Raw genomic sequence first — 24,156 nt, 5'->3', positions numbered from 1 at the left:
AAGAATACAATAAAGGGGACTGCACAACCAATCAAACAATCAACATTTTATAACGATATCGTTGGCTATTTTTTGTAGTAGGTAGGTCTCTCGCTCAATTGACAGGCCCGCTCTAGGGTGGCTCGCTATAACGTCAAGGTTATGCGCAATTGCATCGTGGATATTGATCCATAGCGCGCGAACGCCATTTTTGATTTCATTTTCTTCTAAGCGTGGCGAGCCTAATTTTTTATTGGCATTACAAGTAAAGCAATAGGATAGCATTTGGATACTATCAAAGCCGTCTTTATACCAAGGGCGAAGTTCTTCGTAACTACCGTAAGGTACAACGTTATGAATATTTTCGGCGCCTGTTTCTTCTTCCACTTCTCGAATTAAACCGGTAATGATGTCTTCATCGTCATGCAATCCGCCACCCGGTAAACTGTAATCATGGTAGCGCGCAGTGAAGATTAATAAGATCTCTTCACCTTGAGTAATAATGCCACGTGTTGCGACTCGTTGGTCAGTATTTTTAGGTGCGGTTACATCTGGATGGATAGTAGAACGAAGGACGGGCATTTGGTTGATCATTATAAATAGCTCTTATGATTGTTTAACTTGTAGCTAAGGTAGGTTTATTTCTACTGTTCTTAGCTGTATCACTGTAATGCATTTTTCGAATTTTTATGCCATTGCCTAACTGCTGCATGTCATCACGTATTGGAACTCGAATTAGCCATATAGTAGCATATTCGTAAAGAAGACTCTGCAAAGGTGTTTACTTGTTTTTGTCTCTCGACGAATTATTCAAGTGTCTAGAATAATTAAACTTGATAGTTTAGGGTGTAATGCTGTACCATTACACCATTACAGTTCAGGTGCGATGATTTTATAGTATGATCAATGAATTACTTTTAGATATATCAAATAAGGACGATATTTCACTAGTCCTTCCATTGTTGTTTTCACCGGAAGAATTAAATGCCGTTAATGCCCGTGCTTTAGTTTATAAAGAACTTTTGCTAGGCGAGCGATCACAGCGCGAAATAGCGAAAATACACAATATTAGTATTGCCACTATTACTCGAGGTTCAAATAATTTGAAATCAATGAGTAATATTGAAAAAGAATTATTACAAACATTATTAATTAGGAAGTAGGTATATGTCTGAAGTAATGACAGCCAGTCAAGACGAACAACCATCCTCGCTGGGTGGCGTATTTATTATTACGGGTACCAGCATCGGTGCCGGTATGTTTTCGCTACCCGTATTAACATCAAATATGTGGTTTGGCTGGGCGGTGTTATTTTTGTGTGTATCTTGGTACTGCATGTATAGTTCAGCACTTTACTTACTTGAAGCGAACCAAAAATTTAAGCATGGTGTTAATTTTGATTCAATGACAAAGGCCTTGTTACCGACATCATTACGTATATTGAATGGTTTGTCAGTGATGTTTGTGAGTTATATCTTAGTATATGCCTATATCTCGGGTGGTGGCTCGATGTTGGGGCACAGCTTACAATCGGGTTTAGGTATTGAACTTGATCAGTCTGTCGCTAGTTTTGCTTTTGCAGTCCTACTTGGCTTGATTGTGAGCTTTAGTACCAAAGCAGTTGATCGTTTTACTTCTGCAATGTTAGGTGGGATGGTGATCACTTTTAGTATCGCCATTTTCAGCTTGCTTAGTGACGCAAACTTTTCTTTATTGCAGCCACTTGCCGAGATGACAGAACGCTTACCTTATAGTTGGGCAGCAATACCGTCATTAATGGTGTGTTTTGGTTTTCATTCTAATATCCCAAGCTTGGTTAAATATTATAAAAAAGACAGCGCGAAAGTCGTTAACTCCATCCGTTACGGAAGTTTATTAGCACTGACGATATATCTAATCTGGTTACTTGCGAGTTTCACTGTGATTGGTCGCGATGGTTTTGCTGCTGTTATTGCTGAAGGTGGCAATATGGGTGCACTCGTTTCTGCGTTAGAGTCTACGGGGTCGGGTGTTACATTAGCCATTACGTTACAGTTATTTGCAAATTTTGCTGTAGCAACATCGTTTTTGGGCGTGGCATTAGGTTTATTTGATTTTCTTACTGATTTATTGAAACTCGATGATACTTTGTCTGGTCGTAGTAAAACGGCTTTAGTCACATTTGTACCGCCAATGATAGGCGGTGTGCTATTTCCAAATGGCTTTATCTACGCCATTGGTTATGCGGGCTTCGCTGCCGCTGTATTTGCTTTGTTTACACCTGTCGCACTCGCTTTTCAGGCGCGTAAGCATTTACCAACGACTGACTTTCTGGTTACTGGTGGTTATACACGTATGGCTGTTGTGATGATATTTTCCGTTTGCGTGGTTATCTTCCAAGTATTGTCGATGATGGGGATGCTCGCGTAAGTTCGTTAATGGATAGTATGACCGCCGTTAGTGAGCATGTTATTAACGGCGAGTTAGTTGATTATAAGTTAATTAAAATGTGATTAGGTTTAAGTTTTTGAAATTAATCTCTATTTGTATTATTTAGTGCTTTTTTTTGGCCGTTTTTTGCGATATGACACTATTTTGAAACAATAATGATATTAGTTTTGAATTAATTCTATTTTATTCAGTATAATAAGATATATTTTGATTATGTGATATGAACATGAATTATAATTTTTCTCGTGCGGCCATTATTTTTACCCTTGTCTTCTCTTTGTCGGGCTGTTTTGATATCGCTGAGATTCCAAAATTAAACTCTTCATGGGAAGCAACGGGCTCAACATCAATTAAGAGCGAACAATTTGGTTTTGTTAATGACTCTGCAAGCACATGTCCTACCTTTTTAACTAATAGCAACTCTGATGTAGAACAGTCTTCATTACCTGCTGAATTTAGTATTGTTGATTGGAACATTTATAAGCAACAGGGTGATAACTGGCGTTCAGAGTTAACGACCTTAATTGAACAAAATGATTTGATCATTTTACAAGAAGCTAAATTAAGCTTTTTATTACATCAATTGATGCAGCAATATGAGTTAAGTTGGACACAAGTTGAAGCTTTTAGTATTTATAAGCAGTCGATGGGTGTATTAACGGCAAGTAAAATCGAACCGATATCGGTGTGTAAAAAAACATTAGCCGAACCTTGGATTCGTTTTCCTAAATCGTCACTGATTAGCTATTATTCTTGGGCGGGCAGTGATGAACCTCTGCTTGTTGCTAATATGCATATGATCAACTTTACACTGGGTGTTGATGAATTTAATCAGCAACTAGAAAGCGTGATTTCTGTTATTCGTCAGCATCAGGGGCCTGTGATCATGGCTGGTGATTTCAATACTTGGACGAACAAGCGTTTGAATCGGTTGCTTGAGGTGACGGCAAGTGTTGAGTTACAGCAATTGGTTTATAAAAATGATGTGCGTGAAACTGCATTTGGTCATTCTCTCGACGATATTTATTTTAGAGGGTTACAACAAATAAGTGCTTCATCTTATGAAACCACAGCATCTGATCACAACCCGATTGTCGCGCGTTTTGGTCCTTTGTTTTAGCTCTTTATTTTAGTTATGATTAATGGAATGAATTTTATGGATAAATTTAAACAGCAGTATCCCATTATTGTCGATGACATTGTACGCTGGGGTGACATGGATGCCTTTGGGCATGTTAATAATACCGTGTATTTCCGTTATTTTGAACAAGCGCGGATTGGTTATTTTAATCAAATTAAAGCAATGGAATACATGCAAGCGCATGGTATCGGCCCCATTTTAGCAGCCACGAATTGTCGCTTTAAAGCACCGTTAAAATCGCCTGATACTATTCAAATTGGCGCGACAGTGTCTGAATTTGCTGAGCACAAACTGATTATGAAATATGCGGTTTGGAGCAATAACTTACAACGTGTGGTTGCAGAAGGTGAAGGGGTGATTGTATTCGTTGATTACCATAAGCATAAGAAAATGCCGGTACCTGCAGACATTGTTGATAAGATTAAATTGTTACAACCGACGTTATTCACTGCCTAGCTATATTTTAAAGTAAAAAAAGCAGACTAATATAAGTTAGTCTGCTTATTACACTACAACATGTCTTTATAATTCAATCGCGTTCTTTGCTGCTTTTTCATTTAAGAATAGGCAACCAAGTGTGAATGCATTTTGTTGGAATTTTTTCAGACCAGTTTCTGAAAAATCAACAAAGATCGGGTGATCTAGTAGTAGTTGTTTGTAGTACGTTTGTGAAACCATGCTCACTTCAACGCTATCTACCAGTTGGATCGCTGCTTCTGCTTTGAAACTTGTTGAACTACCACTAAATTTACCTTTAGTGAGACGTTCTTTGATCACTACATGTTCAATTTTATAATCTTGCATTAGTTGGGCAAACTCTTTATGAAACTGACGCATTTGATACGCTTCAGTTGAACTTGCTAAGGTAATTTTTCTTTTACGACATTCAATAAGTTCAAATATTCCATCTTTTAAAGAAAGGAAACATAGATTTACTTCATTGCCTGCTAGTTCAACACTACAAATTTTCATTAAATAACTCACCATAAATAAAGATAACTTCGCTATTATAACCACTTTATTGTCAGTTAACATGGTTATCGTTGTTTCGTTGTGAATTTATACGATGATCCATCCCCTAAAAACAACTTATTGTAAGGAAACATAATGACATATTTACCTTGTGTTGAAATCGAACCTAAGCTACCAGCAAATGCGAGTGTTATTTGGTTACATGGACTTGGCGCTAACGGTCATGACTTTGCCCCTATAGTCCCTATGTTCGCATTACCTGTTGAACATCAAGTGCGTTATGTTTTTCCGCATGCACCTGAAATTAAGGTAACCATTAATAATGGTTACAAAATGCCAGCATGGTATGACATCTTAGAAATGACACTTGAGCGAAAAATTGATATGTCAGGTCTCATGTTAAGTGTGGAGCAGGTACAAAATTTGATCCAACGAGAGATTGATCGAGGTATTGATAGCGCGCGTATTATTGTTGCTGGTTTTTCTCAAGGTGGTGCTGTTGCATATCAAAGTGCCCTCACATTTTCGCAGCCATTGGCTGGATTAATGGTGATGTCGAGTTACTTTGCGACGTATAAAACGATTGAGGTACACAAGAATAATCTTACATTACCGATTCATGTTTATCATGGTAGTGCTGATCCTGTTGTTGCTGAGTCTCTTGGATTAGACGCCGTAAAATATTTAGAAGCCTTAGGTTATGAGCCTTGCTATAGCCGTTACCCTGCAGAGCATACAGTTACACCACAACAAATAAATGACATATCACAGCATATAACACAGTTTTTATCTATAAATTAGGCTCTTAACTCGTATTTAATCCAGTTTTACGTAATGCGTTTCAATTGATAATCGTCTTTTATTTTGCAATTAAGATCACAGCGGTACAAGTTGTGCTCTCATTTATGACGATTACACCTATGCTTAATAGTTCCTAGTATCAATAGTAAGATTTAACAATGCGCCAGAATAAAAACGGTACTGTAAATAATGATGTTGTTAACAATAATGTATTGATTGATAACTTTGTGGCTATTAATGATATCAATAATCCAGATATTGAATCTCAAAAAGAGGTTGATTGTGATGCTGTTGAAATTACGTTAGCGACAAAAATGAATTTTGCTCGACAGATTTGGTTAGCTGGGTTAGGGGCATACAGTAATAGCATTGATGGGCTTAATATAGCGGGTGAAAAATCTTCAATGTTTTTTGAAGAGCTACTACGCCAGGGTGAGAAGGTTGATAACGCATTTAAGTTACATACCACTGCGGAGCATATTTCGCTACATGGCTTAGAAAAGCTAATCCAACGGACTTATGCAAAATTAACCGGTATTGAAAGTGATAAAATTAACCAATTAAACGATAAGTTGGATGTGTTACTGGCGGAACTCGGAGATAAAAAGTAAACCACTTCGCTTTTGTTGTAAGTGGTTTATGTATGCGTTTACTGCTAAACGGTAATATCGTTAATCTTCGGCGAGTAAGTTGCCTAGATATTCGCTGGCATTTGCTCTAATCGGCATAAAATAGACATTATCATTTTTGGCTTGCACCTTTTTGATCATGGCTCGACCAAAGTTAATATTCCATTCTTTCGTTGCTTCGAAGTCGCTTGGAAAGACCACATCATTTTTATTTTCCCAGTAGGACTTACTTGTTTCGCTGTGAATTGGACTCATCCCCCAAAACACTTCCGTACCCTGTAGCATATCCATGTATACATCGAGAAATTTCAAATCAAAAAATGGTTGTGTGAAGAAACCGTCAACACCAGCATCAATTTTATCGTGGATATAATCGAGCTCTTTACGCATACTGGTTCGATATTGATCGATTGCAGCGTACACTTTCATATATGGCAGTTCTTTTTTGATAATTCGAATGAGTTCACATGATGTATTACGGTAGGTACGATGTGAAATATCCTGTGGTGGATCGCCTTCGACGACAAGTACAGAATTGATCTTACTATGACGGAAAAAATCGGTTAATGGGAAGCCACTTCTCAAATCAAAATCGATAGCTCGAAGGTGAGGGATCACTTCATCAAATTTATCTTGTAGACGATCGCAGGCATCCCAGCTACGAATATCAAAGCGAAGTAAGTCTGGAATATTTAGTGTATTTATTTGACTAAATTGGCTTACTTCTTCGACTTCAGTGTTTAAAATTTCCCATGTACGGGGTACAAGCTCTATTGAGTATTTCAAATTACATCCCTATTTTGTATCAACAGTCCTCGTTGATAATCCTTTCAATACCTAAACTCGATTCCGCGTGTTTAGGTTTTTACAATCATTGATATAATTTGTATTACTATACCTTATTTATTTGCGGCTAACTGCTGTAACCAAGCAATTTCATTAGCCCAAATAGTATCATCTATTGTTTCCAATACCATAGGTATACCATTAAAGCGTTCATCCTGCATAATAAATTTAAAGGCATCTTCGCCAATAAAACCTTGGCCTAAGCTGTGATGGCGATCAACTTTCGTGCCTAGCGCTACTTTGCTGTCATTAATGTGCATACCAGCGAGGTATTTAAAGCCGACAATGCTTTCAAAATCACTAAACGTTTTTTCACAAGCGTCAAAGGTACGTAAGTCATATCCTGCGACAAAGGTGTGGCAGGTATCAATACAAACACCCACACGACTCTTATCTTCAACTTGTTCGATGATCTCGGCAAGGTGCTCAAAACGGTAACCTAAGTTTGTTCCTTGGCCTGCGGTATTTTCAATGACAGCTTTGACAGACGTTGATTTTTCAAGGGCGAGGTTAATTGATTCTGCTACGCGTTTTAAGCTTTCCGATTCCGATATTTTTTGTAAGTGACTACCTGGATGAAAGTTAAGTAAGGTTAAACCTAGCTGTTCGCAACGGTGCATTTCATCATAAAAGGCATTACGCGATTTTTCTAATGCCTCTGCTTCTGGGTGGCCAAGGTTAATCAAGTAAGAATCGTGCGGTAAAATTTGTGCCGAGGTAAAATTGTAGCGTTTGCAATTGGCTTTAAATTTACGAATATCATCGGGATTCAGTGGTTTTGCATCCCAACGACGTTGATTCTTGGTAAATAGAGCAAATGCAGTTGCACCTAAATCGTGGGCATTTTTAGGGGCATTCCACACCCCGCCAGCTGCAGATACGTGCGCACCAATAAATTTAGTCATTTTTTGCTCCATTATTTTCGGGATTCATCGTTTTTAATCAATTTAATGACAAAACAGTTTTAAAGGAGGCTTTTTACGATAAAATTAAGTTTTTGGCAATGCTAATCTTTGGGATCTATTAATGAATACGTGGTCAGAATTTTTGTTGCACGAACAGCAGCAAGCATATTATTTAGAGTTACAAAATTTTATCTCGACTGAAAGAGCTGCAGGGAAAACCATCTATCCTAAAGAAACCGATGTATTTCAAGCTTTTTCATTAACCCCTTTAAGTGATGTAAAAGTGGTTATATTGGGGCAGGACCCTTACCACGGTCCTGAACAAGCACATGGATTATGTTTTTCGGTATTACCGGGCATTAAGATCCCACCATCATTACGTAATATGTATAAAGAATTAACGACTGATCTCGACGACTTTAATACACCTGATCATGGTTATCTCGTTGAGTGGGCACAACAAGGTATTTTAATGTTAAATACAGTGCTAACCGTAGAGCAAGCGAAAGCACATTCACATGCAAAATCAGGTTGGGAGACGTTTACTGATCATGTGGTCGAATTGTTGAATCAACAAGATAAAGAGATCATTTTTGTATTATGGGGTAATCACGCCAAGAAGAAAGGTCGTCATATTGATCGCAGCCGACATCATGTTTTAGAAGGTGTGCACCCATCGCCATTGTCTGCAAGTCGTGGTTTCTTTGGTTGTCAGCATTTCTCTTCTATTAATACTCGTTTGCAGGCATGCCATCAACAACCGATCAATTGGCAAGTCAGTGACATTGATAGCTTGCTATAACTAAATGGGTAAACAGTGAACTCGATCAAAGAAACTAATACTATATAGGTATATCTTGAAGGGAGGTAATTTTCATATTGGAGTTTGTATGTTATCTCTCATTATTAAAGATCATAAACAAGTCGAGCAACTGTTAAATGTATTAACTGAGCAGTTAGCAGAACTCGAGTCTGAGCAGGAAGGTGTTAATTTTACACTGATGGGTGATATCGTTAATTATTTACGTAATTATATTGAGCGATACCATCACCCAAAAGAAGATCTTATTTACTCGTACTATCTTGAGCATTATGTTGAGGATGCAGCTATGCCGAATCGATTAGCCAGTGAACATCAAAGCTTAAACTTTCTTAGCCGCGAATTATCAAGTTCATTAAATATGATCCAGCTTGATTCTGTCATGCCGTTTGATGAACTTGCGGCCCAATTAAAAGAGTTTGTTAACAAGCAGCGTGCACATATTCAATATGAAACGAATGTCGTGATGCCACTCATGGCTGAGAAATTTACACCTGATGATTGGTGTCATATTGAACATTTGTGGAAAAATGGTTCTTTACAGGAAGTTCAGACTATTGCTGAGTTTAATGATACGTATAACCAATTAAAACAGCTGATCGTTCAGGCTGGATTTACTTGTGAAGCAGAAGAAGATCTTTGTTTGGTATAAATAGCTAACTCACTTCGCATGAAATGCAGACCATTAAGTCGAACTGTGGCTATTTATTAATTTGAATAGCCATTTTTATAATTCCAAATCCCACAAGATTTTAACTTCTTGCATTAATGCACTTATGACTGGCTCTCGAGCTCTATTTTTAGCAACAACAAAATAGAGTGTCGCTGGAAAATCTAATACAGATATTATTCGAACTTGTTTGTTTGTTTCTGCCATCAGAGCTTCTTCTATTTCTAGAAAACTCAGTCCTAGACCACTCTTTACTAATTCTAATCGAGACGTTTCATCACTCGTTTTTATAGTAGAGGGGATATTATTTCCAAGTTTATCTTTTAGAAAATCATCAAAAGGACAATAGTCTCCCATCATTATCCATTGGTGAATACAAAGGTCCGCTTGAGTCACTATTTTACTACAATCAAACGAAAATGGTGCGATTGTAGTTATCTTTTTCTTCATAACTGCTACGCCAATAAAGTCATCGGGAATAGCACCAAAAATATAACCACCATCTAGTCGATGCTCTCTAATGTCATTAATAGTTATGCCGGTTGATTGCTGATGAATATCCAAGCTGATACCCGGGCAGTTTTCTTGTAGGTTTTTTACTAACTCAGAAAGTCTCATCTGCTTGGCTGTTAAGTTAATACCTAAGTGAAATGTCCCAATTATCTCATGTTGATTATTAGCCGCTAAATTCACTAAGTCTAAAGCGCAATCTAGTGTTAGATATGCTTTTTTTAATAATAATTGACCTTTATCTGTTAAAGACATGCCTTTATTAGAGCGAATAAATAAAGGGGTGGCTAGTTCTTCCTCAAGCGATTTAATGTGAGCACTTATAGCTGGTGGCGTCGTATATAGACGCTTTGCTGCTTGAGTCAAATTGCCTATTTCAGCTACCGCGACAAAAGAGCGTAAATGATAAAATTCCAAGGTCAATTCCCTTTAATAAGTCCAACAAGGTTTAGCGAGTATAAAGTAGATTTTATACTCGCTAAATTATTTTACTATTCATTTTTGTTGAACGTAGGCTTCAGTAATCATGAATTTTAGATTGTATTAAATCGCGTTAAATTAGATTGATTGAAGACTAGCGTTCGATTCAGTCCAGAGTAATTATATTATATAAGGAGCACTTTATGCTTAGCAATACAAATACGTTGTCTTATCAAGCCGCGCAAGCTCAAAAAGCTCATGATTTTTTTGCGACCAAACTTGCTTGCGAAACTGATTGTTCAGATGTTTACGCGGACATTAAAGCTGATAATAAAAACTATATATTATTAGATGTACGTTCTACAGAAGCGTTTAATAAAAGCCATGCAATAACCGCAGTAAGCATGCCTCACAGCGACATAAATAATGAGTCATTCGCGAAGTATGATGAAGATACCTTATTTGTAGTCTATTGTTGGGGGCCTGGTTGTAATGGTGCATCTAGAGCTGGTTTAAAAATTTCAGCTCTAGGGTTTGTAGTAAAAGAAATGATTGGTGGTATTCATTATTGGGAAGATTTTGAACGATACCCTGTTAATCGTCGATTGACCGAAGTTCAGAGGTAATATTAAATTATATAGATAGGCTATTGTTAATAGTGGTGAGCCAATGCTATAGGGGATCCAGATTAAAAAAAACCGCATTAAATGCGGTTTTTATTTAAGCAATAAGATCAGAGTAATAACTTAAAGGATCCTTATAACCATCCATTTCTTTTTCTAAACTTAGCTTGTCTTTTATCGCCTCAATCTCACGCCATTTTCGTTTTGAAGACGATTTTGTTTCTTTTTTTGTATTTTCTATCGACACTTGATTTATTCCTTCCATGGGATCACCTTTGTAATGATAGTTACCCTTTCTCTATAACATTTTTTTCAGGCCCTTAGTCATATTTAACTCTGTATTTGAGTGCCAGATCACGTAAAAAGGCCTAAAATGAAAAAGGTATAAAATAGTTTATGTAAAAAATGATATGAATATTTTACATATATGTATCTAGTTAGGGTTGGAATTGCGGCTTCGGTAATTTTAACGCCTGTTTATTAACAATTTACTGGTTTTTTATGTTATATTCCGCGCCACGTTTAGCTGGTGGTGTTACATTTACTGCTATCTATGGACTTTAATAATATTGTGGAAAAGAAAATATGACGGAAGTTATCGACTTTATCAATGGGCTGCTGTGGGGCTCTGTACTGATTTATTTACTTATCGGTACGGGTCTGTATTTTACCTTTAAATTAGGTTTTATTCAGTTCCGCCATTTTACTCACATGTTCTCTGTTCTTGCTGGTAGCCGTAAAAGCAGCACTGAAGGTGTATCATCATTTCAAGCGCTATGTACAAGTCTAGCTGCGCGTGTTGGTACTGGTAACCTTGCTGGTGTTGCTGTAGCAATTACTGCAGGTGGCCCTGGTGCAGTATTCTGGATGTGGTTAATTGCTGTTATTGGTATGGCGACTAGTTTTGCAGAAAGTTCATTAGCGCAATTATTTAAAACCAAAGATGCTGACGGCAACTTCCGTGGTGGTCCCGCTTACTACATGGAAAAAGGTCTAGGCCGTCGTTGGATGGGCGTTGTATTCTCTGTCTGCCTAATCGTTGCATTTGGTTTGGTATTTAATGCTGTTCAGTCTGATGCGATTGCCAATTCAATGCACAATGCGTTTGGTTTTGATAAAACTATCGTTGGTATCGTATTAGTTGTATTTACAAGCTTTATCATTTTTGGTGGTCTACGTGTGATCGGCGCATTTGCTGAAATCGTTGTACCATTCATGGCGCTGGCTTATATCCTGATTGCGTTTGTTGTTGTTGCAATGAACATTTCAGAAATACCTGCTATTTTCGAACTCATCATTAAATCTGCATTCGGCTTAGAAGAAGCTGCTGGTGGCGCATTAGGTGTTGCTATGATGCAAGGTATTAAACGTGGTTTATTCTCGAATGAAGCGGGTATGGGTAGTGCGCCGAATGCGGCTGCCAGTGCTGCACCATTCCCGAATCACCCTGCATCACAAGGTTATGTTCAGATGCTAGGTGTATTTATTGATACTATCGTTATCTGTACTGCGACTGCGTCTATCATTTTACTTTCTGACCTTGGTGATACATCGGGCATTGGTGGTATCGAATTAACTCAGCATGCATTGTCATCGCATGTCGGCGATTGGGGTAGTACCTTTGTTGCTATTGCGATCTTATTCTTCGCATTTACGTCAATTGTTGCGAACTATTCATACGCTGAAACAAGTATCTTATTTTTGAACCGTGATTCAAAAGTAATGATATGGATCTTCCGTGCTGCTGTTTTAGGTATGGTGATGTTTGGTGCTGTTGCGAAATCAGATCTGATCTGGAACATGGCTGATGCATCAATGGGCTTGATGGCGCTGGTCAATATTATCGCCATCTTAATGTTGTCTAAGTATGTCATCATCGTTGCGAAAGATTACAATAAACAACTCGCTGAAGGTAAGACGCCTACATTTGATAGTTCTGAATACCCTGAAATTGATAAAAAAATTAACAGTGAAATTTGGAATTCTAAATTTAAAAAATAGCATTTAGTTACGTTACATTAGCATTGTAAAATTAGAAAAAGCCACTCATTATAGTAATGAGTGGCTTTTTTATTAGGTATTAATTGAGTCGTAATTAAATGGTATTAAATTGGTGTAATATAAAGACTTAGAGTTTTAGCTCTAGTCTCTTTATGGTTAAATTAGAGTTTTAATACTGACCCACATAGGATTAAGTCATGAATAAATTAGCAACTCTAGCGTCTGCAATGCTATTAAGTTTTTCTGTAAATGCTGCACAGGAAGTGTCAGGCGTTTCAGTTCCAGATAATGTATCTCTCGAAGGTTCATCACTTAATTATCAAGGTGCGGGTGTTCGTAGTAAATTCTTTATTGATCTGTACGTAGGTTCGCTATTTACACAAAAAGTGAATAAGGATGTAGTAAAAAGCCAAGATGTAAGTGCAATTCGTCTGAATATTATTTCTGGGTTGATTACGTCAGAGAAAATGGTATCGGCGATTAATGACGGTTTTGATGGTGCAACTGAAGGTAATACAGCGCCAATCTCAGCTGAAATTGCAGAATTTATTGGTGTGTTTAGCGAAGAAATTGTTAAAGGTGATCAATTTACTTTAGTGAGTACGCCAGGAAAAGGTTTAGTAACGTATAAAAATAATGAAAAATTATCGACGATTAATAACGACGTTTTTCGTCAAGCCGTGTTGTCTATCTGGCTAGGTGATAAACCTGCTGATGATGATCTGAAAGACGATATGCTTGGTTTATAATTCATGTTTTAACGAGTGTTAAACATGAAATTAAGCGTAATAAAAATGGCTTACGGTTAAGAGTTAAATCTTAGCGTAAGCCATTTTTTATGCGTGTATTATTTTTAAGTTATACATAGTGTGATGAGCTGTTATTGATGAGTTAACTAGGTATTTACTTTTGTTACATCAATATAGAGGCGGAGTGCTTGCCCTGGTTGGATATACTTCTGATGAGCCAGTCCATTCCATCGAACAAGGTCTTTAATTCTGACATTAAACTTATTAGCAATACGTGCAAGCGAGTCGCCTTGACGGACTTTATAGGTAATATTACGCATAATACCTTTGCCATTAGCGCTGCCTTGTTTTTTACCTTGCCAAACCACGAGCTTTTGATTGATCTTCAGTGCATCTTTAGGCGCGATATTATTCCATTTTGCCAAACTTTTGTAGTTAACTTTATAGGCCCGTGAAATATCCCATAAATTATCACCTGATTGCACTTTATGTACAATTTTAAAACGGCCTGCTGGTTTTTCTTGGCGACGCGTGATGCGTGATGATTCGCTAAATTTATAATAATCGAGTTCTTTCGCTGCCATTGGGATAAGTAACGCTTGGCCGATTTTGATCATGCTGCTGTCTAGATTATTAACCGAGGCAATGATCTTGCTTGAGGTATTATAGTTTTGCGCAACCTCGCTTAGGCTATCGCCTGACTTCACTTTATAGCGAACCCAGTTTAGACGACCTTTGGTATCCGTTTTTGCTAATGCAGTTTTGAATTTTTCTACATTCTCATTAGGAATTAATAACGTATGTGGTCCATCTGGCGCTGTTGCCCATTGATTGAAACCTGGATTGAGACGTTGTAGCTGAGCGACGTCCATACCCGCTAAGTCAGCGGCAAGTGCTAAGTCTATTTGGCTGTTAACGTCAACTTGCTGAATAGCAGGCTCGTTATCAATCACAGGTAGCGTGACATTGTATTTTTCTGGGTTTTTTAAAATATCAGCAAGCGCTAATAATTTAGGGACGTATGCCTCTGTTTCTTTTGGCAGAGACAGAGACCAGAAATCAGTCGGTAAACCGGCTTTTTGGTTACGCTTAATGGAACGTCCTACGCGACCTTCACCGGAATTGTAAGAGGCAAGGGCATGCAGCCAGTCGCCTTTGAATCGACGGTTTAGGTATTCCATATAAGTTAATGCGGCGCTGGTCGATGCCAGTACATCACGACGGCCATCGTACCACCAGTTTTGTTCGAGGCCGAAACGTTTCGCTGTACCTGGAACAAATTGCCACATACCCGATGCACTGCCGTGTGAGTACGCAAAGGGGTCAAATGCACTTTCGACGACAGGTAATAGCGCCAGTTCTAGCGGTAAGTTACGACGCTCGAGTTCTTCAACAATAAGATATAGAAACGGTTCTGCGCGCTGTGATACTGTTTTTAAGTGCTGTGGATGCTTTAAGTACCAATTACGGTGTTTTGCAATACGTGCATTATCGGGAATCGGAATGGTCATTTGCTCAGAAATACGGACCCAAACATTATCAATTGGCTCGACAGTAACGTCTTCGGCAATAATGAGTTTAGCAATATTTTTTTCTGTAATACTATCTAAACCGCTCTCTTTATTGCTGGCTTCTTGAGATTGGGCAACGACAGGCGTTATAGTAGTTTGCTCATCGTTACTACGATCTTTAGGCGTCATTTGACACCCGGTCAGTAATATCAATACCGGAATGGATAATTTAAATTTCATATTCGTCTTATATTAGTGAACAACCCTGATATGCTAATCCCCAAGGGAATACAAAGCAAGTGTATCATTTGGGATATGTATGCTTATTTTCTGGTTAAAAATGATCTTTCCAGACTCTTAATGCAGCGAATACGGCTTGCTCGCTGGTGAGTATATCAAGTAGTTTATGCTCCATCGCCATACTTACTGTTGCTTCGTTGGTACGTAAGAAAACATTGATCTGTTTTTCACTTTTAAGGCTGTTGGGTACGGTTGGTAGTCCTTGCTGACGTAATTTAGCCGTATATTCGATATGTTTTTTTAGTGCTTTATTTTGTGGTTCGACGGCATAGCAAAACATTAAATTAGCTTGGGTATATTCGTGAGCTGGATACACCAAAATGTGTTCATCTAAGGCTTTAATACGTTGTAGTGATGAAAACAATTCTGTCGCGCTACCATCCAGAAGTCGACCGCAACCACCAGAGAATAACGTATCACCAGAGAACAGCATCGTCTGGTTATAGTAAACCACATGTTCGCGTTTGTGTCCTGGTGTCGTCATAACGGTTAAAGCTAAACTATTATCTAATAAGCTTAACTGGCTATTTTCGGCGACCAAGGTGACGGGTGCCGCTACATCGATAGCAATAGATGAATAGATATGAACGGGTTGGATTGATGCGGCCAGAATGTCATTAATACCATCAATATGATCATAATGATGGTGAGTAATTAAAATGGCATCGAGAATTAAGTTCTGTTGATGGATAACTTGTAATACCGCTTCGGATTGGCCTGGATCGACGATACAACAGTGATTATTTTCAGTGTTTTTGATTAACCAAACATAATTGTCGTTAAATGTGGGTATAGAAATGACTTCAAGCATTGCATCGTTCTCTTTATGGGATTATCTTTAATTATATATAAAACAAAATTTTAGCGGATATAGCCGTGTTAATAAAACCTGCACATCATAAGCATGAGATAACAATTCCCCATTCTTGGAATGATCTGCCAATGGGAGGGTGGCTTGCGAGTCAAATTCAAGCACGTCTTGATGTCTGGTGCCCGAAAATATTTGGTTATCATTTACTAAAATTAGGTTCGCTAAGTGCTGAGCTTAATTGTTTTGGTAGCAGTATACAACACCAAGTCACAGCGACGTCAGAACAAGGTATGGGCGGGGTATTTATTGATCCTGCACATTTACCCTTTCAAGAAAATTGTATTGATGCTTGTATTTTAACTCAATCATTGGATTTTTCTGCCGATCCGCATCAAGTATTACGAGAGGTTGAGCGAGTCTTAACGGGTGATGGCTACCTGATCTTAAGTGGCTATAATCCGCTATCATTATGTGGTTTAGTTAAACTACTTGGAGTGAAGCGTAACCACCCTCCTTGGTCGGGTCGAATGTTTACCCCTGCGCGTATTAAAGATTGGCTTGAATTACTCGGTTTTGAAATTATTCAAGATGACCGCTTTGGCTTTACGTCTTTTTTAGGTAGAAAACCATTAACCTGGTGGTCTGAGAGTATCGGTCAAATGCATTTCCCTTCATTTTTATCAGTTTACTTTATTGTCGCGCGTAAACGTCGAGCACCGATATCACCGGTCAAAAATTGGTGGCAAGTGAGTCGAACTAGTCGCCGTTTTATGCCGACAGGGGCGACACAAAAATTACCACATAAACCCTCTTAACCTTTCTTGACGATTTTACGACTGTTATCAGGTGAATCGAACGCTAATTCATATTAGAATAGCGACAGTTTAATTTAGGTGGTGAAATTTATGTCGTTGGACAATGCAGAGTTAATACAGGGTGCTGGTCGTGTAATCGTTTTTGATACAGAAACTACCGGTATGAATATGGGCGCGGGTGGTGTACACATTGGCCACCGCGTGATTGAAATTGGTTGTATTGAGTTGATCAATCGCCGTCCTACTGGCCGTACTTACCATGTCTATATCAAACCTGACCGTCTTGTTGATCCTGAAGCGATAGCGGTACACGGCATTACCGATGAATTCTTACAAGACAAGCCCGCTTTTTCTACCATCGCAGACGAGTTTATTGCCTTTATCGATGGCGCAGAATTGGTCGCTCACAACGCGTCGTTTGATATTAACTTTCTGGACCATGAATTTAGATTGCTAAATAAAGGTCTGCCTGAAACTAAAGAAATTTGTAAGATTACCGATACATTAGCTATCGCGAAGAAACTTTTTCCGGGTAAACGAAACAACTTAGATGTGTTGTGTACCCGTTATGGTATTGATAACTCGCACCGTACCCTGCATGGGGCATTACTGGATGCGGAGATTTTGGCGGACGTCTATCTGTTTATGACAGGTGGCCAAACTAAATTGAATTTATCGCAAGATGGTGCTAATTCACAAGGTGGCAATGGTATTCGTCGACTTGCTGCAACCCGAACGCCATTGAAAGTGGTGCAAGCAACGGATGATGAATTGAAAGCGCATGATGAACGACTTGGTATCGTTGGTGATGCACTGTGGACAGTACACTAGGATAAGGACAAACATGCGTAATATTTGGTTGTTATTGGCATTTATTGGTGCAGTTAGTATCAGTACCTTTACTTCAGCTAAAAGTGTTTATCAGACAAGTGATATCGCGTTATTGGATAACCGCTTTCGTGTTGATTATGGTATTAAAAAAATAACGTTTATTATTGCGCGTGAACGTTTCTCTAAAGCGGTTATTTTGGTTCGTCCCGACGGTAGTAAGGTTTATATTTGGGATCAGTCTGATCGTGTTCATTGGATTGAAGGCGAAGAAAATGACATTATAACCATTGAAAATCCAATGCCTGGACCTTGGCAAGCACTCGGGAAAATCCAAGGTAATAACCGTATTCAATTATTGTCAGATGTGCAATTGCAAGTTACTCGTTTACCTATTCAGCTTTATAGTGGTGAACGTTTAAAAGTGAGTGGTGAACTACGTCATTTGAAAAAACGCCTTAATGCAACGTATTTACGTGATACTGAATTGATTATGACTGCTTATGGTTATCACCGAACAGAAGACGAAAATTTCAATTTTACCTCTCAAGAACTGGCAAAGTTTAATGATAAAGGGGTGTTTTACGATGAAGTACCTGAAGATGGTATTTTCACTACTTTTTTACAACTGGATCTCGCCACCGGTAAGTATAAGTTTGAAGTCTCGGTAAAAAATCATGCTTTTACCCGCAGTTTTAATCAAGATGTGGTTATTTTTCCTCGGCCAATAAAAACTAAAATGTTGCCTTTGTTAGTCGATAATGATCCACAATTAAAACTTGTCTTTGATATTGAAGAGTTACAGCCCGAAAGTATTGTGATCAAAGGCCGCTTAGCCTCGGTTAATGGCGGGCCAAGTGATGATTTTATTATTTATGGCGAAGCCAATATAAGTGAGCAGATTTATACGTTTGAACGACCGACTGATATCGGTGGTTATGATATTGAATTGGTTTTGTTTGCAACAACGAAAGCGGGACGAGAAATAACGATCAATATGCCATCGGAAGCATTTGTTATCCCTAAACCTATCATTATTGATAGTGCGTTAATTCCGATAGCAATTGCATCTCAGGCTAATGCTACCGAAGTGATTACTGATGGTTTAGAAGTATCAGAAAGTGAATGGAATTTATTATTGTGGGTGGTAGGTAGTTTGCTAACCTTACTCATTCTAGCTGTCGCAGTATTATTTAGTATTAAGTTTTGGCAAAAACGTAAATTTGAAAAGGTAATTTCTAATCAAACTGGTGCTGATATTAACCCTGCAGAATCAAGGAATAGAAATGATGGACTAAATACGATGACAGACTTGGATCTTAATTCACTTGATAAATAGTTTGATATGTAATCAATTAGATGATGTATCAGATTTACGGAAGATAAGGTTCGTATTACGCAGTAATTCATTGTTCTTTCGCGATTAACACTTGTTTAAAAATTGTAATGCAATTAAAGTCAATGTTAATAAGATAACCTTTATTTTAAAGGTTATCTTATTAATGAACTGTTCAACTTAGATAGTCAAACTAAGATAGTAAACTTCTCAAATTAAGGTTAAAAATTATGGCAATTCAACGCACTTTTTCTATTGTTAAGCCTGATGCAGTAAGAAAAAATTTAATTGGTGCTATTTACTCTCGTATTGAAGCTTGTGGCTTAAGCGTTGTTGCAGCAAAAATGCTTCACCTTACCCGTGAGCAAGCGGAAGGTTTTTATGCAGAACACAAAGGCAAAGTATTCTTCGAACCTTTAATGGACTTTATGACGTCTGGTCCTATCATGGTACAGGTATTAGAAGGTGAAAATTCGATCACTTTTTACCGTGAGTTAATGGGTACTACGAACCCAGAAAATGCAGCTGCGGGCACGTTACGTTGTGACTATGCTGAGAGCATGCGTTTTAATGCGGTACATGGTTCTGATAGTGAAGAATCAGCTGCCCGTGAAATTGCTTACTTCTTTACTGAAAACGAAGTATGCCCACGCTAATTAATTAGTGTAACGGGCTGTAAAGTCGTTGCGTAGTGATGCGTGATTAATTTGCTGCCCGGTTTTATGATTTTATCCACCTGAACAACTTCCTTTCATATTATATTTATTTCCTTTTCATCGCGGATATTCAGTCTTAATTATTGTTATCTCACCTTAATCTTGGTTATTGAAAATAACGGCTAATAAATTATTTTGTTTAATTCGGCTAATGCGCTAGCGTCTAGGCGTTAAACTTTGTACAATCCCGCGCCCTGAAACCTCAATTTTAGCATCATCTTTTTTATCCAACTATTCTTAAAATATTGTTTAAAATTGAGTCTTAAATTGTTTCAAACCGAATAAAATAAATGACAGAGGCTCACTTCATGAGTAATAAAAAAATTAATCTATTAGACTTAGATCGTAAAGCTATGCGCCAATATTTTGCGGACATTGGCGAAAAACCATTCCGTGCCGATCAAGTGATGAAATGGATCTATCATGAAGGCTGTGATGACATTAATGAAATGACCAATTTGAATAAAAAGTTACGTGAAAAATTATTACGTGAAACTATTATTTCAGCGCCTGAAATCAGTAAAGAACAGCGTAGTGAAGATGGTACAATTAAATGGGCATTAAAAGTCGATGGTCAAGAATATGAAACGGTTTATATTCCCGACGGTGATCGTGCAACACTTTGTGTATCGTCACAAGTTGGTTGTGCATTAGAATGTACATTCTGCTCGACAGCACAACAAGGCTTTAACCGTAACCTGCGTGTATCAGAAATCATTGGTCAAGTATGGCGTGCTACACAAGTTATCGGCTTTAATAATAAGAAACGTGCAATCACCAATGTCGTAATGATGGGTATGGGTGAACCACTGCTTAACATGACAAACTTGGTACCTGCATTAAACTTGATGCTAGACGATTATGGCTTTGGTTTATCAAAACGTCGTGTAACCGTATCTACGTCTGGAGTTGTACCTGCTTTAGATAAATTAGCTGATTCAATTGATGTTGCATTAGCCATTTCATTACACGCGTCAAATGATGCATTACGTGACGAGCTTGTTCCTATCAATAAAAAGTACAATATTGAAACATTACTCGCATCCGTTAAAAACTATATTGGTAAATCAAATGCCAATCGTAAAAAAGTAACGATTGAGTATGTATTACTTGATCACGTGAATGATTCAACTGATCAAGCTCATGAATTAGCGCACTTATTAAAAGATACGCCGTGTAAAATTAACTTGATCCCATTTAATCCGTTCCCAGGCAGTGACTATGGTAAACCAAGTAATAGTCGTATCGATCGCTTTAATAAAGTGCTGATGGAATACGAAAATACGGTGACAATTCGTAAAACCCGCGGTGATGATATTGATGCTGCTTGTGGGCAATTGGCAGGTGATGTAATCGACAGAACGAAAAGAACATTAAAAAAACGGATGCAAGGTGAAGCGATTTCAGTCAAGATGAGTGACTGATATTTTTGACTAGATGGATTTAGGCATGAAACGTTTCGCAGTAGTAGGATTGATGATAGTCGCACTGGCTGGATGTAGCACACAAAGTTACATTGAAACCAGTGCTGGTTTGAGTGATAATTCGGTTGATAAGACTGCAGCGGCCCGAAGCCGTCTAGCCTTAGGCTTAAAGTATATTGAAATTGAAAACTATCAACAGGCGAAAATTAATCTTGATAAAGCCGTTCATTATGAGCCAGACAATGCGGATATTTATTTAGCTTATGCGTATTACTATCAGAAGGTAAAAGAGCATAAACAAGCCGAAGAAGCCTATTTATATGCCCTCGACCTTGCACCTGATAATGGTAATATTCATAATAATTTTGGTGTGTTCCTATGTGGAATAGCGCGTTTTGATGAAGCAGAAAGCGAATTTTTAACTGCAATCGCGTCTCCACGTTATAATAAAATTGCGAATAGTTATGAAAATGCGGGGCAATGTGCACTTGAAAATGGCGATGAATCGCAGGCATTAACCTACTTTCAGTCATCTCTTGCACATGCACCGCAAAATTTAGACGTACGGTTATCAGTTACTGAATTACACTATATGCTGGCCGATTATGCGATGGCCAAGCAGCAATTAACAAAATATGAGTCAGTAACGAAGGTAACCGCACGCAGTCTTTGGTTGGGCTTTAATATTGCAGAAAAACAGAATGATTTGGCTGCTACTGAAGTATACAGTCGCCAATTATTAGCCCAATTTCCGTTAGCGACCCAAACACAAAAATATATTACAAATGACTATTGATTTAGAAACTTTAAAAAATGCAGATGAATCCGCTGAATTGCAAGATAATATCGACGTGATAACTGCTGGTCAGATATTACGAGATGCACGTATTGCATTAGGTATTAGCGTGCAGCAAGTCAGTGATAATATTAACTTAAAATTATCTGTTATTAACAACATTGAAAAAAATGTGCTTGATAAAGATATTTCACAAACCTTCATACGTGGTTATATTCGCTGTTATGCCCGCTATTTAAACATTCCCGAAGATGATGTGCTTCGCGCTTATAATTGCCATAATGCAGAATGTGAACAACAAGCCGAGCTACAAAGCTTCTCGCGCCGAACGAAACTAGAAGCATATGATAACCGCCTAATGCTTGTCAGTTACGGCATCGTCGGTTTTATGCTTGTCGTATTCTTAATTTGGGGATTAGGCACTGATGAGGCCGATATTGTAGTCCCTGATCCTGTAGCAATACAAACCCTCGAATCAGTTGAATCACCTGAAGTCGTTGGTGCTGTAACCGTTATTGAGGACGAAGCGCCTTCACTTGTTGCACCAGCACTAGACGTTACTGAGCCAACTGTCGACGAGGTCGAAAAATTAGCACTAGCTGTAGTCGCTGAGCAACCTGCCGCGACTACATCATCTGTCACTAATATTCTTGATAATAAAGTGATTGCACCTCAGTCGTTACTTCTTACGTTTATGGGTGATTGCTGGGTTCAAATTAAAGACAGTAACGGTAAAACGCTTTCGACAGGTGTGAGAAAAGCCGGTCAGACAATCCAACTACAAGGGTTAGCACCATTATCAATTAAACTAGGCGCGCCAGAGCAAGTAACAATGAGTTATGCTGGTGAGCCAGTTGATTTATCAACCTTTAAACAAGGTCGACTTGCTAAATTTAAATTACCTTTTGAAGCTTAATTAACGAGTTATAAATATGCATCAGGAAAGTCCAATTATTCGCCGCCAATCGAAACAGATCATGGTTGGTAAGGTACCTGTTGGTGGCAATGCACCGATTGCAGTACAGTCAATGACAAATACCTTGACGACGGATGTGGCTGCAACCGTTGCTCAGATTAAAGCATTAGTCGCCGTTGGTGCTGACATTGTTCGTGTTTCCGTGCCAACAATGGATGCAGCAGAAGCATTCAAACAAATTAAACAACAAGTTGATGTGCCACTTGTGGCGGATATTCACTTTGACTACCGTATCGCGCTTAAAGTCGCTGAGTACGGCGTTGATTGCTTACGTATTAACCCTGGTAATATCGGTAACGAAAGTCGTATCCGTTCTGTGGTTGATTGTGCCAAAGATATGAATATTCCAATTCGTATTGGTGTTAACGGTGGCTCATTAGAACGTGAAATTCAAGAAAAATACGGCGAACCAACACCAGCCGCATTAGTTGAATCGGCAATGCGCCACGTTGATATTCTGCAGCGTTTGAACTTCGATCAGTTTAAAGTCAGTGTTAAAGCATCGGATGTATTTCTGGCGGTTGAATCTTACCGTCAGTTAGCGAAACTGATCGAACAACCTCTGCATTTAGGTATTACTGAAGCGGGTGGTTTCAGAAGTGGTGCGGTTAAATCATCGGTTGGTCTTGGTATGTTACTGGCAGAGGGTATCGGTGATACGTTACGTATTTCCTTGGCGGCCGATCCAGTTGAAGAAATTCGCGTTGGCTTTGATATTCTAAAATCATTACGTATCCGTAGCCGTGGTATTAACTTTATTGCTTGCCCGACCTGTTCTCGTCAAGAGTTTGATGTGATCAGTACCGTGAATGCATTAGAAGAGCGTTTAGAAGACATTATTATCCCAATGGACGTGTCTATCATCGGTTGTGTGGTTAATGGACCGGGTGAAGCAGAAGCTGCACAAATTGGCGTTACGGGCGGCAGTAATAAGAGCGGTTACTATCTTGATGGCAAACGTCAGAAAGAACGTTTTGATAATAATGATATGATTGATCAGCTAGAGGCTAAAATTCGTGCAAAAGCAGCGATGATGGACCCTAAAAATATCATCGTAACTGACGCTAAAGCGTAATTTTACCGTAAAGGTGTTGAAATGAGGATAAATATCCGACTAACACCTTTGAATATTTTACCTCGACGTAGA

At 38.4% G+C, this 24,156-nt stretch carries 26 protein-coding genes and 1 pseudogene; 19 read left to right on the top strand and 8 right to left on the bottom strand.

Going from position 1 to position 24,156, the window contains the following annotated elements; genetic code table 11:
* Positions 1–39 precede the first annotated feature (39 nt).
* On the bottom strand, positions 40–573 hold the full coding sequence (locus tag AKG98_RS19300; protein WP_228140367.1) for an NUDIX hydrolase: 534 nt from the start codon (positions 571–573) through the stop codon (positions 40–42).
* 305 nt (positions 574–878) lie between these two features.
* Between AKG98_RS19300 and AKG98_RS19295 the strand changes: the two genes are divergently transcribed.
* From AKG98_RS19295 to AKG98_RS19280, 4 genes are all read left to right on the top strand, one after another.
* Positions 879–1,142, top strand: a complete 264-nt coding sequence (locus AKG98_RS19295; RefSeq protein WP_067049879.1) for a Trp family transcriptional regulator — start codon at positions 879–881, stop codon at positions 1,140–1,142.
* A gap of 4 nt (positions 1,143–1,146) precedes the next feature.
* Positions 1,147–2,388 carry an aromatic amino acid transport family protein gene (locus tag AKG98_RS19290; protein WP_067049876.1) on the top strand — a complete coding sequence of 414 codons (1,242 nt, stop codon included), beginning with the start codon at positions 1,147–1,149 and terminating at the stop codon, positions 2,386–2,388.
* Positions 2,389–2,635: 247 nt separating this feature from the next.
* Positions 2,636–3,529, top strand: coding sequence for an endonuclease/exonuclease/phosphatase family protein (locus tag AKG98_RS19285; RefSeq protein ID WP_067049874.1), 894 nt, complete (start codon positions 2,636–2,638; stop codon positions 3,527–3,529).
* Between the two features lie 36 nt (positions 3,530–3,565).
* Complete coding sequence (locus tag AKG98_RS19280) at positions 3,566–4,006, top strand: thioesterase family protein (protein ID WP_067049871.1); 441 nt, start codon at positions 3,566–3,568, stop codon at positions 4,004–4,006.
* A 66-nt stretch (positions 4,007–4,072) separates the two neighbouring features.
* Here AKG98_RS19280 and AKG98_RS19275 read toward each other — a convergent pair whose 3' ends face one another.
* Positions 4,073–4,522: a DUF3010 family protein gene (locus AKG98_RS19275; RefSeq protein WP_228140366.1), complete on the bottom strand. Its 450-nt coding sequence runs from the start codon at positions 4,520–4,522 to the stop codon at positions 4,073–4,075.
* Between the two features lie 135 nt (positions 4,523–4,657).
* Between AKG98_RS19275 and AKG98_RS19270 the strand changes: the two genes are divergently transcribed.
* Positions 4,658–5,323, top strand: coding sequence for an alpha/beta hydrolase (locus AKG98_RS19270; protein WP_067049865.1), 666 nt, complete (start codon positions 4,658–4,660; stop codon positions 5,321–5,323).
* Positions 5,324–5,481: 158 nt separating this feature from the next.
* Complete coding sequence (locus AKG98_RS19265; RefSeq protein ID WP_067049862.1) at positions 5,482–5,934, top strand: phasin family protein; 453 nt, start codon at positions 5,482–5,484, stop codon at positions 5,932–5,934.
* Positions 5,935–5,994: 60 nt separating this feature from the next.
* Here the strand turns inward: AKG98_RS19265 and AKG98_RS19260 are convergent, their stop codons facing one another.
* Together AKG98_RS19260 and nfo are read right to left on the bottom strand one after the other, a co-directional pair.
* Entirely contained in the window at positions 5,995–6,738 is a 744-nt protein-coding gene (locus AKG98_RS19260) for a methylenetetrahydrofolate reductase (RefSeq protein WP_067049859.1), read from the bottom strand.
* A gap of 113 nt (positions 6,739–6,851) precedes the next feature.
* A complete protein-coding gene (nfo, locus tag AKG98_RS19255; RefSeq protein ID WP_067049855.1) occupies positions 6,852–7,703 on the bottom strand; it encodes a deoxyribonuclease IV in 852 nt (283 codons plus the stop codon).
* 118 nt (positions 7,704–7,821) lie between these two features.
* On the opposite strand from nfo, the pseudogene ung reads away from it, so the two are divergent.
* Together ung and AKG98_RS19245 are read left to right on the top strand one after the other, a co-directional pair.
* Positions 7,822–8,505 (top strand): annotated as a pseudogene (gene ung, locus AKG98_RS19250) (uracil-DNA glycosylase); the annotation flags it as partial.
* Between the two features lie 88 nt (positions 8,506–8,593).
* Complete coding sequence (locus AKG98_RS19245) at positions 8,594–9,175, top strand: hemerythrin domain-containing protein (protein WP_067049850.1); 582 nt, start codon at positions 8,594–8,596, stop codon at positions 9,173–9,175.
* A gap of 75 nt (positions 9,176–9,250) precedes the next feature.
* On the opposite strand, the gene AKG98_RS19240 is transcribed toward AKG98_RS19245, so the two are convergent.
* Positions 9,251–10,120: a LysR family transcriptional regulator gene (locus tag AKG98_RS19240; RefSeq protein WP_067049847.1), complete on the bottom strand. Its 870-nt coding sequence runs from the start codon at positions 10,118–10,120 to the stop codon at positions 9,251–9,253.
* 206 nt (positions 10,121–10,326) lie between these two features.
* Here AKG98_RS19240 and AKG98_RS19235 point away from each other — a divergent pair, with 206 nt between their 5' ends.
* Positions 10,327–10,749 carry a rhodanese-like domain-containing protein gene (locus AKG98_RS19235; protein ID WP_067049844.1) on the top strand — a complete coding sequence of 141 codons (423 nt, stop codon included), beginning with the start codon at positions 10,327–10,329 and terminating at the stop codon, positions 10,747–10,749.
* Between the two features lie 94 nt (positions 10,750–10,843).
* On the opposite strand, the gene AKG98_RS22040 is transcribed toward AKG98_RS19235, so the two are convergent.
* Complete coding sequence (locus AKG98_RS22040; RefSeq protein WP_083544024.1) at positions 10,844–11,011, bottom strand: DUF3545 family protein; 168 nt, start codon at positions 11,009–11,011, stop codon at positions 10,844–10,846.
* A gap of 320 nt (positions 11,012–11,331) precedes the next feature.
* On the opposite strand from AKG98_RS22040, the gene AKG98_RS19230 reads away from it, so the two are divergent.
* Together AKG98_RS19230 and AKG98_RS19225 are read left to right on the top strand one after the other, a co-directional pair.
* Positions 11,332–12,747, top strand: coding sequence for a sodium:alanine symporter family protein (locus tag AKG98_RS19230; RefSeq protein WP_067049841.1), 1,416 nt, complete (start codon positions 11,332–11,334; stop codon positions 12,745–12,747).
* A gap of 197 nt (positions 12,748–12,944) precedes the next feature.
* Complete coding sequence (locus AKG98_RS19225; protein ID WP_067049838.1) at positions 12,945–13,496, top strand: chalcone isomerase family protein; 552 nt, start codon at positions 12,945–12,947, stop codon at positions 13,494–13,496.
* Between the two features lie 146 nt (positions 13,497–13,642).
* Here AKG98_RS19225 and AKG98_RS19220 read toward each other — a convergent pair whose 3' ends face one another.
* The gene (locus AKG98_RS19220; protein WP_067049835.1) at positions 13,643–15,247 is read right to left on the bottom strand and encodes a LysM peptidoglycan-binding domain-containing protein; all 1,605 of its coding nucleotides are present in this window, start codon (positions 15,245–15,247) and stop codon (positions 13,643–13,645) included.
* 94 nt (positions 15,248–15,341) lie between these two features.
* Positions 15,342–16,118 (bottom strand): hydroxyacylglutathione hydrolase, encoded by a 777-nt coding sequence (gene gloB, locus AKG98_RS19215; RefSeq protein WP_067049832.1) that lies wholly within the window; start codon positions 16,116–16,118, stop codon positions 15,342–15,344.
* A gap of 65 nt (positions 16,119–16,183) precedes the next feature.
* Between gloB and AKG98_RS19210 the strand changes: the two genes are divergently transcribed.
* The 8 genes from AKG98_RS19210 (at position 16,184) to ispG (ending at position 24,084) form a co-directional block, all read left to right on the top strand.
* Complete coding sequence (locus tag AKG98_RS19210; RefSeq protein ID WP_228140365.1) at positions 16,184–16,933, top strand: class I SAM-dependent methyltransferase; 750 nt, start codon at positions 16,184–16,186, stop codon at positions 16,931–16,933.
* A gap of 90 nt (positions 16,934–17,023) precedes the next feature.
* Positions 17,024–17,764, top strand: coding sequence for a DNA polymerase III subunit epsilon (dnaQ, locus tag AKG98_RS19205; protein WP_067049826.1), 741 nt, complete (start codon positions 17,024–17,026; stop codon positions 17,762–17,764).
* Between the two features lie 13 nt (positions 17,765–17,777).
* Entirely contained in the window at positions 17,778–19,100 is a 1,323-nt protein-coding gene (locus AKG98_RS19200) for a TIGR03503 family protein (RefSeq protein ID WP_067049823.1), read from the top strand.
* 227 nt (positions 19,101–19,327) lie between these two features.
* The gene (ndk, locus tag AKG98_RS19195) at positions 19,328–19,753 is read left to right on the top strand and encodes a nucleoside-diphosphate kinase (RefSeq protein WP_067049820.1); all 426 of its coding nucleotides are present in this window, start codon (positions 19,328–19,330) and stop codon (positions 19,751–19,753) included.
* Between the two features lie 368 nt (positions 19,754–20,121).
* Entirely contained in the window at positions 20,122–21,237 is a 1,116-nt protein-coding gene (locus tag AKG98_RS19190; RefSeq protein WP_067049817.1) for a bifunctional tRNA (adenosine(37)-C2)-methyltransferase TrmG/ribosomal RNA large subunit methyltransferase RlmN, read from the top strand.
* A gap of 25 nt (positions 21,238–21,262) precedes the next feature.
* Positions 21,263–22,033, top strand: coding sequence for a type IV pilus biogenesis/stability protein PilW (pilW, locus tag AKG98_RS19185; RefSeq protein ID WP_067049814.1), 771 nt, complete (start codon positions 21,263–21,265; stop codon positions 22,031–22,033).
* Positions 22,023–22,949, top strand: a complete 927-nt coding sequence (locus AKG98_RS19180) for a RodZ domain-containing protein (protein ID WP_067049811.1) — start codon at positions 22,023–22,025, stop codon at positions 22,947–22,949. Before pilW ends, AKG98_RS19180 begins: the two co-directional genes overlap by 11 nt.
* A gap of 16 nt (positions 22,950–22,965) precedes the next feature.
* On the top strand, positions 22,966–24,084 hold the full coding sequence (gene ispG, locus AKG98_RS19175) for a flavodoxin-dependent (E)-4-hydroxy-3-methylbut-2-enyl-diphosphate synthase (protein WP_067049808.1): 1,119 nt from the start codon (positions 22,966–22,968) through the stop codon (positions 24,082–24,084).
* The last annotated feature ends 72 nt before the right edge of the window (positions 24,085–24,156 follow it).

This window comes from Moritella sp. JT01, assembly GCF_001574435.1.
GTDB lineage: Bacteria > Pseudomonadota > Gammaproteobacteria > Enterobacterales > Moritellaceae > Moritella.
Note: the sequence above shows the minus strand (reverse complement) of the source record. Positions and strands in the feature narration are given on the sequence as shown.